This is a genomic window from Pseudoalteromonas sp. NCCP-2140 (assembly GCF_023708065.1).
Classification (GTDB): Bacteria; Pseudomonadota; Gammaproteobacteria; order Enterobacterales; family Alteromonadaceae; genus Pseudoalteromonas.
The window spans coordinates 426939-443295 of record NZ_BRCZ01000004.1 but is presented as its reverse complement, the minus strand read 5'-3'; the positions used below and the strand labels follow the sequence as shown (position 1 = coordinate 443295).

Annotated in this window: 15 protein-coding genes; 11 read left to right on the top strand and 4 right to left on the bottom strand. The window is 41.9% G+C overall.

Annotation, left to right across the window (positions count from 1 at the left end; genetic code table 11):
- Positions 1–46: 46 nt before the first annotated feature.
- Entirely contained in the window at positions 47–2242 is a 2196-nt protein-coding gene (locus tag NFU46_RS11110) for a M4 family metallopeptidase (RefSeq protein ID WP_251601831.1), read from the bottom strand.
- A 388-nt stretch (positions 2243–2630) separates the two neighbouring features.
- Between NFU46_RS11110 and NFU46_RS11105 the strand changes: the two genes are divergently transcribed.
- Both NFU46_RS11105 and NFU46_RS11100 read left to right on the top strand, forming a co-directional pair.
- Complete coding sequence (locus NFU46_RS11105) at positions 2631–3710, top strand: mechanosensitive ion channel family protein (protein WP_251601829.1); 1080 nt, start codon at positions 2631–2633, stop codon at positions 3708–3710.
- A gap of 225 nt (positions 3711–3935) precedes the next feature.
- The gene (locus NFU46_RS11100; protein WP_251601826.1) at positions 3936–5219 is read left to right on the top strand and encodes a sodium:proton antiporter; all 1284 of its coding nucleotides are present in this window, start codon (positions 3936–3938) and stop codon (positions 5217–5219) included.
- Between the two features lie 27 nt (positions 5220–5246).
- Here the strand turns inward: NFU46_RS11100 and NFU46_RS11095 are convergent, their stop codons facing one another.
- Both NFU46_RS11095 and NFU46_RS11090 read right to left on the bottom strand, forming a co-directional pair.
- On the bottom strand, positions 5247–6212 hold the full coding sequence (locus NFU46_RS11095) for a sensor domain-containing diguanylate cyclase (protein WP_251601824.1): 966 nt from the start codon (positions 6210–6212) through the stop codon (positions 5247–5249).
- A gap of 91 nt (positions 6213–6303) precedes the next feature.
- Positions 6304–6537, bottom strand: coding sequence for a hypothetical protein (locus tag NFU46_RS11090; RefSeq protein WP_251601822.1), 234 nt, complete (start codon positions 6535–6537; stop codon positions 6304–6306).
- Positions 6538–6881: 344 nt separating this feature from the next.
- Between NFU46_RS11090 and hisG the strand changes: the two genes are divergently transcribed.
- Genes hisG through hisIE form a run of 8 tightly spaced genes read left to right on the top strand, consistent with a single transcriptional unit; the run spans position 6882 to position 13950 of the window.
- Positions 6882–7781, top strand: coding sequence for an ATP phosphoribosyltransferase (gene hisG / locus NFU46_RS11085; protein WP_054563881.1), 900 nt, complete (start codon positions 6882–6884; stop codon positions 7779–7781).
- Positions 7782–7787: 6 nt separating this feature from the next.
- Positions 7788–9089, top strand: a complete 1302-nt coding sequence (gene hisD / locus NFU46_RS11080; RefSeq protein ID WP_251601820.1) for a histidinol dehydrogenase — start codon at positions 7788–7790, stop codon at positions 9087–9089.
- The gene (hisC, locus tag NFU46_RS11075) at positions 9079–10176 is read left to right on the top strand and encodes a histidinol-phosphate transaminase (RefSeq protein ID WP_251601818.1); all 1098 of its coding nucleotides are present in this window, start codon (positions 9079–9081) and stop codon (positions 10174–10176) included. Before hisD ends, hisC begins: the two co-directional genes overlap by 11 nt.
- Positions 10173–11234: a bifunctional histidinol-phosphatase/imidazoleglycerol-phosphate dehydratase HisB gene (gene hisB / locus NFU46_RS11070; RefSeq protein ID WP_175081565.1), complete on the top strand. Its 1062-nt coding sequence runs from the start codon at positions 10173–10175 to the stop codon at positions 11232–11234. The genes hisC and hisB overlap by 4 nt, the downstream gene beginning before the upstream one ends.
- Positions 11231–11821 carry an imidazole glycerol phosphate synthase subunit HisH gene (gene hisH, locus NFU46_RS11065; protein ID WP_054563885.1) on the top strand — a complete coding sequence of 197 codons (591 nt, stop codon included), beginning with the start codon at positions 11231–11233 and terminating at the stop codon, positions 11819–11821. Before hisB ends, hisH begins: the two co-directional genes overlap by 4 nt.
- Before the next feature lie 28 nt (positions 11822–11849).
- On the top strand, positions 11850–12584 hold the full coding sequence (locus tag NFU46_RS11060; protein WP_058584164.1) for a 1-(5-phosphoribosyl)-5-[(5-phosphoribosylamino)methylideneamino] imidazole-4-carboxamide isomerase: 735 nt from the start codon (positions 11850–11852) through the stop codon (positions 12582–12584).
- Positions 12566–13345, top strand: a complete 780-nt coding sequence (gene hisF, locus NFU46_RS11055) for an imidazole glycerol phosphate synthase subunit HisF (protein ID WP_054563887.1) — start codon at positions 12566–12568, stop codon at positions 13343–13345. The genes NFU46_RS11060 and hisF overlap by 19 nt, the downstream gene beginning before the upstream one ends.
- On the top strand, positions 13336–13950 hold the full coding sequence (gene hisIE, locus NFU46_RS11050; RefSeq protein WP_054552013.1) for a bifunctional phosphoribosyl-AMP cyclohydrolase/phosphoribosyl-ATP diphosphatase HisIE: 615 nt from the start codon (positions 13336–13338) through the stop codon (positions 13948–13950). The genes hisF and hisIE overlap by 10 nt, the downstream gene beginning before the upstream one ends.
- Positions 13951–13983: 33 nt before the next feature.
- On the opposite strand, the gene NFU46_RS11045 is transcribed toward hisIE, so the two are convergent.
- Positions 13984–14874: a LysR family transcriptional regulator gene (locus tag NFU46_RS11045; RefSeq protein ID WP_251601816.1), complete on the bottom strand. Its 891-nt coding sequence runs from the start codon at positions 14872–14874 to the stop codon at positions 13984–13986.
- A gap of 111 nt (positions 14875–14985) precedes the next feature.
- Between NFU46_RS11045 and NFU46_RS11040 the strand changes: the two genes are divergently transcribed.
- The gene (locus NFU46_RS11040) at positions 14986–16173 is read left to right on the top strand and encodes an MFS transporter (protein ID WP_251601814.1); all 1188 of its coding nucleotides are present in this window, start codon (positions 14986–14988) and stop codon (positions 16171–16173) included.
- Positions 16174–16357: the final 184 nt, after the last annotated feature.

Sequence of the window (16357 nt, the reverse complement as noted above, 5' to 3'; positions counted from 1 at the left end):
TTTAATGAAAATAAAAAAAGGGAGCCGAAGCTCCCTAAAAGGGTGGCTAGTTAGCCGAAATGGTGAGTGTTACACCACTTGCAGCGCGATAGCCGCGAAGGTCGATATACCAAGTACCCGCTTGTGGGTTTGTAAATGTGCAGGTTTCGCTATTGCCGTTTTTATAAGGACGGCAGTCATAGCTAGATGTTGTCGATTGTGAACCAAAGTTCACATACAAGTCAGCATCACCAGAGCCACCAGAAATAGTCACATCAAGTGATGAATAACCCGCACCTAGCTCTTGCGTGAAACGAGTCCAGCTATTTGTGCCAACACTTAAGTTAGACTCAGTACGGTTTATTGGTGTTACACCACCACCGCTGCCCGAATCAAAGCTACCTGTAAGTGATACACCAGAAATTTGATTCCACGCTTCTACCATTACGTAGTAAGTACCCGCTTGCACATTACTAATAGCGCAGCTTTCTGTGCTAGTAGATGAAGTACTTTTACAATCAAAGTTGCTCAGTGTTGGTTTTGCGCCATACATAACGTAAAGGTCTGCATCACCACTTCCACCAGTTGTATTGAATTGTAAATTCGTTGCACCTGCTGGCACTTCAAGAGTAAAGAACATTTGATCTTTCGCTGCGCCACTGATCCCTGTGCGCGCAACGCCATTAGTTAGTTCTTCATCACCGCTTGGAGGTGGCTCAGTCGTACCACAGCTACTACCCGCACTTAAGCTTGAAGTCACACCCACCGCCGCAAGTGCCGCTTGAACATCGGCTGGGTCATAGCTTAAATCACACGCCGCATCCATCACGCCATTACCTGCTAAATCCCAGTTTGTGCTGGCTGTCCAGTAAAGTTGGTTAGCACGCGCCATCACAACAAACGCCTTTTGCGTATCCCAACCTGGTGTGGTTGCAAGGTTATAAAATGCCTTGTTGAATACTCCTGAGCTGTAGTGCACATCCATACCAGAGTAATAGTTGTTTTGATGATCAATTGAGCTGCCATCTTGGGTAGGGTTATTCATGTAACGTAATGCACCGTTACCTTTAAAGATTTCCTGACCCACTAACCAGTCATTTGAGCCTTTCATGTAAAACTCGGCCGCTTCACCTGCCATATCAGAGAACGCTTCATTCAAACCACCTGATTTACCAGAATAAACGAGGCCTGAGTTTTGCTCGGTAAAACCGTGGCTTACTTCATGCGCTGATACGTCAAGACTTACCAGTGGATAGAAGGTATTTTGACCATCACCAAAGGTCATAGCACTACCATCCCAAAACGCATTTTCGTAATTACTGCCGTAATGAACGCGCATTTTTAATTGGAAAGTTAATGGTGCAGTGCCTACCCAATCGTTATACATATTAAAAATTACATTACCGAAATAATGCGCATCATTTAAAGGCGAGTACGCACCGTTAATTTCTTTAAAAGTATTTTCAGGACATGTAAACGAATACGCTGTTGAACCACTTGTACTACCATTTAGGTTAATGGTTCTTACATTGGCGTTATTCATCGTACAAATATTGCCAGATTGGGTAACATCTAGACTATCAAAGTCAGTACCGTAAATGTATTTACCCGTTTTTAAGTTACCACCTGGGCCTGTTGCACTGGCATGTTGTAAGTTATCGAAGCTAAATAAAACTTCACCGCTGTTAGCATCAATAATTTGATACGGACGAGATGGGTTATCGCCATAAGTCACATAAGATACTTCATACACCAGGTGTGCAACGCTATCTTCATCAAGCCAAATTGCTAAACGTGACTGTTCATTATGCTTTTTTAACCCAACCGATTTAATTGCAGCAGGTGAATTAGCAAGGCCTTTCGCCATTGCTTTTTTCTTGTTAAGTGCCGGAGAGACTGAGTCGATGTCTGCCGCAATGTCATACACCGCTGCACCATGTGCACGTTTTAATTGACCATTATCATCAAATGTTAGGCTAACCGTATCGCCGATAACAGGTAGACCTTGATACATCTGCTGATAACGGCGCGTGGTGTTGCCGTTACTGGTTTTGATTTCTTTTAATACAACTAAATCATTCCCTGCACCTAAACCAACTAACTGATTTGGATTTGCACTCAATACTGATGATGCATTGGTTTGCAAAGCTTGGTTAATCCCTGTTTGTTCGTTTAGGTATTTCTTGTTCGCAGCTACTGCACTTGTTGCTTGAGTCAAAGCAAAAGCAGCAAGAGTTGCTAATGTGATTTTAGATAAATTCACGTTTACGCTCCGTTAGATTGTTATGTATTTAATATTTTCCTAGTAACCGGACTGCACTGTTCCCGATTAATGACCAGCCTAGATTGAATGGAGCGAAATTAAAAATGAAACAAAAAATTTACAAATAAAGTATTAGCTCTAAATTAAAAGTTCCTAAATAACAGTAGGATACCAAATTTTAAGTTTATTAATTGTTAACAGATTGACTTGAAGTGTAAATTTATTGATACAAAATAATAACATTTATTAAACATTTGTACCTTTTATTTGTTTTTATTTTGCTCACCTTATTATTTGTGATTCACAGCTAAAAGGATTAGATATCCATAAAAAAGTCTGGGTACATAACTTGCAGCAATGGCAAGTATCTAGGGTTTAAGGACTAAGCATGATTACTGAACTAATACAAAACGAATGGCTAAATGAGCCATGGCTGGTCGTCATTGGTGGTACTGTACTAGCCGCCACAACCTTGTTTTTATTAAAGTTTGTAATCATCTATTGCTTAAAGAAATGGACCCAACGAACCGACTTTGTGTTCGACTCATTACTGGTTGACTCACTGTCTACACCATTGACCTTGTGCACAATGATGGTGCTTGTGATCATTTTTGGTCAGTTATTAAACACCACCGGCTTTATGGCTGAGCACCCCTTACCTATTGCGGCCACTGCTAAAGCCATTTGTATTTTTGCCTTAGTGTTATTTTTAGATCATTTCTTATTTGGTACCGTTGATTATTACAGTGCCCGCTCAGTAGTTGTTTCGAATAGTCATAGCATCATTAAAGGCTTGATCCGCTGCGCAATTGTATGTGTTGGTTTATTGGTGTTATTAGGTACGTTAGGCATATCAATCACTCCGATTATTGCCTCTTTGGGCATTACCTCTCTTGCCGTCGCTTTGGCTTTACAACCGACACTCGAAAACTTCTTTTCTGGCGTTCAGTTGGTGATTGATAAACCTATTCGGGTCGGCGACTTTATAGAGCTTGAAAGTGGCGATCAAGGCTTTGTTGAGAAAATCGGTTGGCGCTCAACCTGGGTAAAAATGTTGCCAAATAACATGATAGTCATCCCCAATAGTCAGCTGTCTAAATCGCGCATCATTAACTATTTTTACCCAGAAAAAGAGCTCAGCGTCCCCGTTGAAGTGGGAGTGCATTATAGCTCAGACCTTGAAAAAGTTGAGCAGGTTACGTTGGATGTTGCTAGGCAGATATTAAAAAGCCATGAATGGGGCGTCGATGATTACGAAACTTTTGTGGTCTTTCATACATTCGATCAATCAAGCATCAATTTTACGGTGATGTTAAGAGCAAAAGAGTACTTTAACCGCTTTTGGGTGAAATCTGCTTTTATCAAAGCATTACATCAACGTTACGCAGAAGAAGGAATTGTGATCCCTTATCCAATTAGGGCAATTAATACCAGCCAAGAATCAGCTCAATTTAAACAGGCTGATTGACCTAACTCAGGTTATCACTATTGCGCTTTTATCAGGTTTATTTTGTCTCTTTTGAGACATTATTAACAGCGATTATACATATGCAATCAGCGCCTTGAATTTTTACTCTAAAATGTCATAAAAATCGCATAAACACTGTGACATACCTATTTTAGAGGCGTACTATATGCGGCCAGAAAGTGACTGCTTTCTGCGTCTTGTTATACAAATATTTAAGGTCAAACAATGAATGCTTGGTACCTCATTTGTTTTCTTTCAGCATTAGCTATTTTTATTGCTTTTGCTAACCAATTCATCCTCAAAATGCAAACTACGATTGCTATAACAACTGGCTCTGTTGTTATTTCTTTACTACTTATTCTTGCCGTTAAAATGCTTGGCGATACTACCGCCCTCGAAATGACCCAAATTGTTTCTAGTATCAACTTTAATCAGTTGCTACTAAAAGGCATGCTCGGCTTTTTGCTATTCGCAGGTGCGCTGGAAATCAACTTAGCAGCCCTTCGTAAGCAACGGTGGGAAATTACCGCATTAGTATTATTTTCAACCATTACCTCAACGGTCATTGTTGGTTACTTAAGCTATTATTTGTTTGCTTTTGTAGGCTGGCCAGTACCGTTTATTTACTGCTTGTTGTTTGGTGCTTTAATCAGCCCAACCGACCCGATTGCAGTGTTAGCCATTATTAAACAAATGCGAGCCCCAGAAGGTATTTCTGTGCAAGTTGAAGGTGAGTCTTTGTTTAATGATGGTATTGGTTTGGTGATTTTCACAACGATATTTTCAGTGGCCTTTTATGGCACCGAAGCCACCTTTACTGACGTTGCAGAGTTATTCTTAGTTGATGCAATTGGCGGTATCGTGTTTGGTCTCGTGATTGCGTTAGTCGGGCATTTTTTAATTATTAATAGCCGCGATGTGAACATTCGTTTGCTACTAACCTTGACCATTCCAACAGCCGGCTTTGCAGCAGCGAATATTTGGGAAATCTCAGGTGCACTTGCTATGGTCACCAGTGGTATTTTACTTGGCAATATTACTCGTTCAAAAGCAACAGAGCGTACTGGGCCTGAAGATACTCGCTACGTGAAAGACTTTTGGCATGCCACCGATAGCTTTTTAAACGCCTTGCTGTTTTTGATTATCGGTATGCTCATCGTCACTATGCCTATTACCCTTGAAGAAATTGGCTTAGGTTTACTAATGGTACCTGTGGTGTTGCTAGCTCGTTTTATAAGTGTAGGTGCGCCATTTGTGTTCTTTAAAAAGTATCGCCAATACGATAAGCACTCAGTGAAAATACTCACTTGGGGTGGCTTACGGGGTGGTTTAGCACTGGCAATGGCAGCTGCTATCCCACGCGATCAAGTGATGATTGCAGGCTCTGACCTTCACAACCTAATTGTAATTGTGACCTACGTAGTTGTGATCTTTTCGATTATCGTACAAGGTTTAACAATTTCGCCGTTGATCCAAAGTAGTATTCAATCAGCAGAAGCGAAAGATTAAGCACTGCTTTTTACTTTAAAGGCTCGATTATCGAGCCTTTTTTTGTGCTTTATCGGCATACATTCGCGCGTCTGCAACAGCGAGTAACTTCGTCAGTGAACAAGGTTGCTGATCAGAAAAATCGGCAATACCATAAGAAAAGCCAAGTTCAACTTGGTTATTAAAGCTATTAGGTAAGTCACTGAATGATAACAACAAGCGCTGCATTATAGTATCGCATTCGCTGCTATTTAAATCTGTAAATAAAATCACAAACTCATCACCGCTCAAACGTGCATATAAATCCGCTTTGCGACAACAGTTCTCTAGTAATCCTGCAAAATCTTTCAGTACTCTATCGCCAGCGGCATGACCAAATTTATCGTTAATTGTTTTAAAGTTATCTAAATCAATAAACACTAATTTTGCTTTTAAGTGCTGGCGAATACATAAATCAAGGTAATGCTCTGCAGTGCCAATAAAGCCGCGACGATTAGGCAGTAAGGTAAGCTCATCGGTAGTCGCTAATTGCATGATTGCAAACTCTCGCTCGACGATTGCTGCAAAGTCTTGTAAGGCTTTAATTTCTTGTTTGTTAAAACTGCGTGGTTGATGATCGATAAGGCACAAAGTGCCAATTCTATTTCCTGATTTAAGTGTAATTGGGCAACCCGCATAAAAGCGAATATTTGGGTCTCCCATTACCAGTGGGTTATCAGCAAAACGCTTATCGTTTAAGGCATTTTCAACCACAAGCGGGTCTTTGTATAAAATTGCATGGGCGCAAAATGAAATATCTCTTGCGGTCTCAGTTACATCGAGCCCTACACATGACTTAAACCACTGTCTGTGCTCGTCAATTAAACTGATAACACAAATGGGTACAGAGAAAAATTGTTGGGCAAGGCGAGTGATTCGGTCAAAGGCGGGTTCACTTTGAGAGTCTAAAACATCTAATGAGCGAAGCTCTTCAAGCCTAGCTTGCTCATTTGATGGCACTGAGGGTCGTTCCATTGAATTGCCTTGTAAGTTACAACACAAGTGTTTCTTAACGTTAGCAGAAAAAACCGCACAGTTGCATAAAAACAAATTCTTATATGGAGTATTAAGCCCATGTATCTAGGTGTTTATTACCCTCTTCATCTTCTTCTATGACACTTTTGTTGCCTTTATCTTCTTTTTTTGAGGCTTTTTTGCGGCGTTCTATTTCACGCTTTTGGCGCTTTTCGAGCTCAATTCGCTGCACGTTCGCATCTTTTACGCCCGCAATATGGAACGCACCTTTACTTTCCAACTGTAAGCGCGTAATTCGACCTAAAAAGGGGATCATGATATCCATTTGTACCTCCTATCTATCCATTTATTATCGGCAGTTATAGCATATACTTTAATTTCGCAAAAAAATGCTTGCCAAAGATTAGCAAAGCATGTTTATCTATATACGTAACTTATTTAAACAGATTTACGCACTGGTTTATACAAACGAGTGCAATACAGGAAAAATTATGCGCTTCAATCTGACAACTATCCATCATCACCATCATTCACCGGAATAGCCTGTCAGGTTTTTCGCTGAGAGGTTATTCCTAAAAGGAACCTCTGGCGAGCAATCAACCAAATTATTTATTTTCGCCCTGAGGTTCCCTCGGGGTTTTTAGTTTTTGAATTAAAGGAAAATGAATAATGAGCAATACCAACCGTTTACGAATCGCCATCCAAAAAGGCGGCCGCTTATCAAAAGACTGCCAAGAGTTACTAAAGCAACTTGGTGTTAAATTAAATCTTCGTGAACAACGTTTAATCGCACACTCTACCAACATGCCAATTGACGTACTACGCGTGCGAGATGACGATATTCCGGGCCTAGTAATGGACGGTGTGTGTGACTTAGGTATCGTTGGTGAAAACGTACTAGTCGAAGTACAAGCCGAACGCGAGCGCCAAGGCGTGGCATTCGAGGTAAATAAACTTTCTAAGCTTGATTTTGGTTACTGCCGCCTTGCACTTGCATGGCCACAAGAACTTGGTCCACAAGATAAAAGCTGGTTTGAAGGTAAACGCATTGCCACTACCTACCCAGAAATCTTAAGCCAGTACCTAAAACGTGAAGGCATTAATGCAAGCACAGTCATGTTAACAGGCTCTGTTGAAGTTGCACCGCGTGCTGGTTTAGCTGATGCAATTTGTGACCTAGTGTCTACTGGCGCAACCTTAGAAGCTAATGGCTTAATGCAAGGCGACACCATCTTAGAATCAAATGCATGTTTAATTCAAAACAAAGACCTTACTGATCAAAGCAAACTTGATTTAATCAACACGTTAATGCCGCGTTTACGTGGTGTGCGCCAAGCAAAAGAAAGTAAATACATCATGCTACACGCACCAAAAGCAAAACTTGATGAAGTATGCGACTTACTACCTGGCACAGGCCAACCGACTTTACTATCGCTTGCTGGTAGCGACGATTATGTAGCACTGCACATGGTTAGCAGCGAAACCCTTTTCTGGGAAACAATGGAACAGTTAAAAGCACTGGGTGCCAACTCAATTCTTGTTATGCCAATTGAAAAAATGATGGAGTAATTATCCATGTTTCGCTGGAATGAGGAAAATCAACAAGCACAGCAGGCGGTACTTACCCGCCCTGCTGTTACTGCAAGTAAAGAGGTTGAAGCAATTTGCATCGATATCTTAAATGCAGTTAAAACTAAGGGTGACGCAGCGTTATTAAAAATGGCAAAAGAGTTTGATAAGCGCGAAACACCTCGCTTATTAGTGCCAGTTGAAGAAATAAACCAAGCTGAGCAGTTATTATCAAACGAATTAAAAGCCGCCATCGAAACGGCCTATGCCAATGTAAAACGTTTTCACCAAGCACAATTACCAAAAGACATTAAGTTAACAACGCAACCTGGCGTATTGTGTGAACTTAAATATCAAGCCATTGAAGCGGTAGGCATTTACGTGCCAGGTGGCAGTGCGCCACTGCCATCGTCAGTGATTATGCAAGGGGTACTTGCACAGTTAAGTGGTGCACAAACCGTTGTGCTTACTACACCTGTAAAAGCCGATGAAACTATCAACCCAGCCATTTTATATGCGGCAAAACTATGTGGTATTAAAACCATTGTAGAAAGTGGCGGCGCCGGAGCGATTGCAGCAATGGCATACGGCACAGAATCAGTGCCTAAGGTGAACAAGATTTTTGGCCCGGGAAATAGCTTTGTCACCATGGCAAAACAACTTGTTGCGCAAACTATTCCGGGCATGGCGATTGATATGCCAGCGGGCCCTTCTGAAGTGCTAGTGATTGCTGATGAGCGTGCAAACCCAGAGTTTATTGCGGCAGATTTATTATCGCAAGCAGAGCACGGTGCGGATTCACAGGTTATTTTACTGTGTAACAGCGAACGCATTATTGAAAAAACACAGCAAGCATTAACAGAGCAGCTAGCAAAGTTAAGTCGTAAAGACACCGCCGAGCAAGCCCTTGCTAATTCAAGCTTGATATTAGTCGACTCGGTTGAGCAAGCTTTTGCGGTGTCTGCTGAATATGGCCCTGAGCACCTTATTCTTCAGCTTGCTGATGCGCAGCCTTATTTAAGCTTAGTGAAAAATGCCGGCTCAGTATTTGTGGGTGATTACACCCCGGAATCTGCCGGTGACTATGCATCGGGTACTAACCACGTACTACCAACGTATGGTTACAGCGCGACCTATTCGAGCTTAAACTTACTGGACTTCTTTAGAACTTACACAGTGCAAACTATCAGTAAAAATGGCTTACGTGAATTATCTAAAGCAATTTTACCTTTGGCTGCAGCAGAGGGGCTTGATGCTCACGCCAATGCTGTTTCGATTCGTCTTGAGGCTATGAACAATGAGCGATAATTCAAAAATAACAACGCTGTTGCCAGATAACATTGCAGCGCTTACAGCCTACAGTTCGGCTAAAAGTGAAAAGCTAACAGGCACAACCTGGTTAAATGCCAATGAAAGCCCTTATTCACGTACGCCAAATATCAATTTAGCTGATTTAAATCGCTACCCAGATCCGCAGCCTCAGCAAGTGATCAATCGTTACGCTTGCTATGCTAATTTAGAGCCTGAGCAAGTACTGATGACTCGTGGCGCTGACGAAGGTATTGAGCTATTAGTACGTACTTTTTGTAGCCCTGCTAAAGATAGCATTGCACTCTTTTTGCCAACTTACGGCATGTACAAAGTGACTGCTGATACCCACAACATTGCGATTAACGGTTTAACTCAAGAGCTGTTATTAAAAGGCACGGTTGATGAGATTGTCACTGCGGTTGCTGATTCAAAGCTGGTGTTTATCTGTAATCCAAATAACCCTACCGGCAGCATAACGAGCCTAGACAAAATCAGAAAAATCACTCAACAACTTTCGGGTAAAGCGATTGTAGTGGTTGATGAAGCTTATATAGAATTTTGCCCAGAACAAACAGCGGCAAGCCTGATCAACGAGTTTAGTAACCTTGTGGTACTAAGAACCTTATCAAAAGCATTTGCACTTGCGGGTTTAAGAACAGGCTTCACATTAGCCAACAGCGAGCTACTTGCGCCTATTCGTAAAGTGATTGCGCCATACCCTGTATCAACGGTAGTGGCGAGCATTGCAGCAGACGCATTAAGTAGTGACAACATCGCTTCAATGCGCCGTCAGGTGACTATTCTAAATAGCTTAAAAAGCAAACTAAAAAGTTGGCTCGAGCAATCACCTGCTGTTATCAAAGTACTGAGCGGTGAAGGTAACTTTGTCACCTTGAAATTAAAAGACAAACAATCATTTAATATCGCACTTGAGCAAGGACTCGTGATGCGTGCCTTCACCTTGTATGGCAAAAATGATTGGTTACGAATTTCTATCGGTAACGAGCAAGAACTAGAACAAGTAAAAATTTGGTTAGATGGCTTATCACTGACCAGCAATACAGTAGAACAGGAATTATCATGAGCAACCCGTATTTATTTATTGACCGCGATGGCACGATTATCGAAGAGCCTATCACCGACAAACAGGTTGATAGCCTAGAAAAATTAGTGTTCTTGCCGAATGTGATCCCTGCTCTATTACAACTTCAAGCGGCAGGTTACCGCCTTGTTATGGTATCTAATCAAGATGGTTTAGGCACTGATAGCTTCCCGACCGCTGATTTTGATATTGCCCAAGACAAGATGATGGATATCTTAAACAGCCAAGGGATTAAATTTGATGAAGTTCTGATTTGCCCTCACTTTGATGAACAAAATTGTGACTGCCGTAAACCAAAAACTGGCTTACTTACTGAGCTTATGCGCTCAGGTAAAGTCGATTTAGCACGCTCATTTGTGATTGGTGACCGCCAAACTGATATTGGACTTGCCAATAACTTATGTTGTGAAGGCATTTTGTATGACGGCAGCTGGGATGCCATTGTCACTAAGCTGACAACCGCGAACCGTGAAGGCCGTGTCACTCGCAATACCAAAGAAACACAAATCGATGTGCAAGTTAATTTAGACCAAACAAAAAATGGCGAAATTAGCACTGGCCTTGGCTTTTTCGACCACATGCTTGACCAAATTCGTACACACGCCAATATCGGACTTAATATTCAAGCCACTGGCGACTTACACATTGATGAGCACCACCTAGTTGAAGATATCGGCATTGCACTTGGCCTTGCCCTTAAACAAGCGCTAGGTACAAAAACGCAAATTGGTCGCTATGGCTTTGCACTCCCTATGGATGAATGTAAAGCAGAAGCGCAAATTGACTTATCGGGTCGCGCCTCATTTGTATTAAACGCCGATTTTAGCCGTGAAAAAGTGGGCGACTTAGACGTACAAATGGTTGAGCACTTCTTTAAAAGCTTAAGTGATAATGCCGCCATGAGCCTTATTTTGTCGGTTAGCAATGGTAATTGTCACCACCAAGTTGAAGGCCTTTTTAAAGCGTTTGCAAGAGCACTTCGCGCTGCGATTGCAAAAGATGCTTCGCAACAAACAGCAAGCTCTAAGGGGTGTTTATGATTGCCATAATTAATACCGGTTGCGCCAACATTAACTCTGTTCGTTTTGCCTTTGAACGCTTAGGGAAAACGCCTGAGGTTATCACCTCACCTGAGCAACTAAAAGGCTTTGAACGTGCCATTTTACCCGGCGTAGGTCATGCTTCTGTTGCCATGAAACGCTTAAAAGACGGTGGTTGGCAACAAGCAATTGATGAATATCAGCGTCCGTTGATGGGCATTTGTTTAGGCATGCAATTACTTTGCGACAGCACTGAAGAAGGCAATGTTGATTGCCTTGGCAAAATTCCAGGTATTGTTAAGCACTTAGATGTAGGTGAATTAACTTCACCGCACATGGGCTGGAACGACCTAAGCGTATTAAAAGAGCATGCCCTCACCAAAGGGTTATCGGCGCAAGATCAAGTGTACTTTGTGCATAGCTTTGCTCACACAGTGAACGATGCCACCCTAGTTAGCGGTGAATACGGACAAGCTTTTTCAGCAATTGTTGCTAAAGATAACTACGCAGGCATGCAGTTCCACCCAGAGCGAAGCGCCAAAGTAGGCACCCGACTTTTACAAAACTTTTTAGATTGGCAGCTGTAAGCGCAGCAAAAAAATAAGAGAAATAAACGTGATTATTCCAGCACTCGATGTATTACAAAACCAAATTGTGCGCTTATACCAAGGTAAGTATGATACCGCACAATTTTACCCTTACGAACTTGGCGCACGCTTACAAGAGTATGCAAATAGCGGCGCAGGCAAACTGCACTTAGTTGATTTAGAAGGCGCGCGCGATCCAAATAAAAAACAGTGGCAGCACATTCAAGCTGCGACTAAAGCGCTTAATGTTCCTTATCAAGTGGGCGGTGGTATTCGCTCTGAGCAAGATGTTGCTGACTGGCTTGAAGCCGGTGCTAACCAAGTCGTGATTGGCTCAATGGCCGTTGAAAAGCGTGAGCAAGTAAAGGCCTGGATTGAAAAATTTGGCAGTGAACACTTTGTTATCGCACTAGATGTTAATAAAACTGACAACGGCTGGGCACCAGCAACACATGGTTGGTTAAGTGAATCTGAGTTTGGCTTGTTCGAACTGGTTGATTTTTACGTGGCACTGGGTGTGGTTGATTTTCTGTGTACTGACATCAGCAAAGACGGCACCATGACCGGCCCTTCGTTTGCACTTTATGAAGATTTAACCAACCACAACAGCGAGATTAAAGTTCAAGCATCAGGCGGTGTAAGCTCACTGGATGATATTGCAAAACTAAAAAAACTGGGTGTTGGCGGTGTTATTTTAGGTAAATCATTACTCGATGGTGCCTTTAATGTTGAGGAGGCGTTAGCATGTTATCAAAACGCATAATCCCTTGTTTAGATGTAAAAGACGGCCAAGTCGTTAAAGGTGTTAAATTTAAAGGCCATGAAGTGGTTGGTGATATTTTAACGCTTGCCAAAGCTTACAGCGATGCCGGTGCGGATGAACTGGTGTTTTATGAAATCAGTGCCAGCGTCGAAAAACGCCTACTTGATGTCAATTGGGTTGAGAATATTGCACGCCACATTGATATTCCATTTTGTGTGGCGGGCGGCATTAAATCTGTTGCCGATGCAGCACGTGTTTTAGAACGTGGTGCAGATAAAATCAGTATTAATAGCCCTGCAATTGCTCGCCCTGAGCTTATCAAAGAGTTACACGATGAGTTTGGTAAACAATGCGTGGTTGTGGGTATTGATAGCTTTTATGATGAAACCACTGGCGAATATTTAGTGTACCAGCTGACTGGCGACCCAAATGCATCAAGCCGTACTCGCTATAAAACCGAAGAGTGGGTTAAGCGCGTGCAAGACCTAGGCGCTGGTGAAATTGTACTCAATTGCATGAACCAAGACGGCGTGCGTAAAGGCTACGACAATGTTCAGCTATCAAAAATGCGTGCACTGTGCGATATTCCACTAATTGCATCGGGCGGCGCAGGTACGATGCAAGACTTTGTTGATGTGTTTCAACAAAGCCAAGTTGATGGCGCCCTCGCTGCCAGCGTATTTCACAAGAACGTCATTGATATTGGCGAACTAAAACAATTTTTAACTGATAATAATGTAGCGGCAAGACTATGCAATTAACCAAAGACACTCTTTCTCAAGTCGACTTTGCCAAAAGCGAGTTGATCCCAGCTATCGTGCAAGACGCACGCTCTGGGGTGATTTTAATGCAAGGCTTTATGAATCAAGACGCATTAGCTGCCACTTTCGACAAACAAAAAGTAACCTTTTACTCGCGCTCTAAAGAGCGTTTATGGACCAAAGGCGAAACATCAGAAAACTACCTTGAAGTCGTTTCTGTGCACACCGACTGTGATTACGACTCACTATTAGTACTGGCAAACCCACTTGGACCAACATGCCACCTAGGCACACAAAGCTGCTTCGGCGATGATGCTAAACCTAGCTTGTCGTTTTTAGCTGAGCTTGAACAAGTGATTGTCTCGCGTAAAGACGATGACCCGAGCAAAAGCTACACTGCATCTTTGTTTGCAAAAGACTTAAGCCGTAGTTGCCAAAAAGTGGGTGAAGAAGGTGTTGAAGTTGCCCTTGCAGCAATGAAACATGATAACGATGAATTAACCAATGAATCGGCAGACTTATTGTATCACTTAACTGTGTTATTACAGCGCCAAGGCCTATCATTGGCTGATGTGGTGAGCTGTTTACAAGGCCGCCATAAGTAATAAATATAGAGTGTGGTATCTAAATACCGCACTCTATTGCTGTTTTAACGCTTCTAACACAATTTTAAATGCCGGAGACGGTTGCCTTCGGCTCGGGTAATACAAATAATAACCGGGAAATGCGGGGCACCAATCAGCTAACACTTTAATTAAATTACCATTTTTAATATGCTCACCAAACTCTTCTTCAGGTAGAAACGCAATACCTAACCCCTGTAACGCCGCCTCAACAATATGATGAGAGGTATTAAAGATTAATTGACCGCGTACATTCACATTGAGTTCCTCCCCCTCTTTTTCAAACTCCCACGCATATAAACCGCCATGGGTCGGAAAACGAATGTTGATACAATTATGTGCAGTAAGATCCTTTGGCGTGTTAGGCTTTGGATGCTTAGTAAAATACTCAGGGCTTGCAACGGCTGCCATATTGAGCTCTTTACCAATAGGCACTGCAATCATATCTTTATCTATAGTTTCGCCAAGACGAACGCCAGCGTCGATACGCTGAGCAACAATGTCTGTGTAGCCATAGTTAACATTAAATTCAATATTAATATCGGGGTATTGCTTTAATACATTGGCCAGTTTTGGGAGTAATGTGTTCTGAATGATAAAATCACCACAAGTAATTTTTACCGTGCCCGCAGGTTTGTCTCTGAGTTCAGTTAACGCTTCTAACTCATTTTCAATATCATCAAAACGATGCCCTATTGCATTGAGTAAACGCTCCCCGGCGAGTGTCGGTGATACGCTTCGAGTTGTTCTGGTTAACAAACGAATATCTAAATTTGCTTCTAGTGAACGAATAGCCTGACTCAAAGCTGACTGAGTCACGCCTAACTGGGCCGCAGCACGCGTAAAACTGCCAGTTCTTGCCACAATGACAAAATAGTTCAATTCATTGAGGTTTTGTTTGATCATCCACCAGCCTATTAATAAGTATTACTAATAAAGCATATTAGTATTCATTAGCTAGTCTATTCAACCTATGTCTGAAAAAATACTCCATCACATTTAACTGTATGGACTAGCATGACAAATTACTCAACCTATCAAGATGATCAGCCTATGGAGCAGCAAGCTAATTGGAGTGGGGTTTTTGCGATGACATTATGTATTTTCGCCTTAATAGCCTGCGAGTTTATGCCTGTAAGCTTATTAACACCTATGGCTGAAGATTTATCAATTAGTAAAGGCATGGTTGGTCAGGGGTTAGCAATATCGGGCTTTTTTGCGGTGATCACGAGTCTATTCATGAGTCCTTTATTTGCTAAAAGTGACCGAAAGACCTTACTAGTCGCTCTGACCTTTATAATGCTACTGTCAACTTTAACAATCTCTGTAGCTGATAGTTACACTGTTTATATGCTTGGTCGTGCGTTAATCGGCTTAGTCATTGGTGGTTATTGGTCACTTTCAACTGCTTCTGCAATGCGCTTAGTTCCCGAGGAAAAAGTGCCTAAAGCACTGGCAGTATTTAATGGTGGTAATGGTCTTGCCATGATAATTGCAGCACCACTTGGCAGTTATTTAGGCAGTGTTCTTGGCTGGCGAGGCGCGTTTATGTGTTTAGTGCCATTTATTGCTATTGCTGTATTTTGGCAATGGCAGGCTTTGCCTAGCATGCCAGCTCAGCAGCAATCAAAAGGACCTTTTTCTGCATTTAAGTTATTTAAAAAGCCACTCGTCCGTTTTGGTATGCTAGCTGTCGCGCTGCTATTTATGGGGCAATTTACTTTATTTACCTATGTAAGGCCCTTTTTAGAGTCAGCGTTTCAAGCCACCAGCCAACAAGTCTCTATAGTGTTATTTGTTATCGGTTTTGCAGGCTTTATTGGCACCTTATTGATCAGTAAGGTCATAAAACTCAGTTTAGCGTTTGCCTTAATAGCTGCCCCTACGGTTATGGCTTTAATAGCATTTTGTTTAGCTAATCAAATATCTCTTTTTAACATCAACATCGTATTACTTGGATTATGGGGGTTAATTGCAACTGCAGCGCCTGTTGCTTGGTGGAGCTGGGTAGCTCGTGCTTTACCAAAAGATGCTGAAGTTGCAGGAGGATTGATGGTAGCAATTATTCAATTTTCGATAGCGCTAGGCTCAACATTCGGCGGCATATTATTCGATGTTTATGACTACCCTATTACCTTCTTTGTTAGCGCAGCTATCTTATTTTTTGCAGCTATTGCCAGCTATTTCACTATAAAAACACCCTAAAAAATCATTAGGTGGCTCATACTTGGGCTACCTAATGTTCATTTTAAGCACCTAAAGATACATTCGACACTTTTAGGCAATAAATCGACTGTTCTAATATAACGCCAAACTGCACAAATAACCGACAATAACCTCATCAAAGCTGCATTGTGAAAACAAATTGCAGTCCCTGTTAATCAAAAAA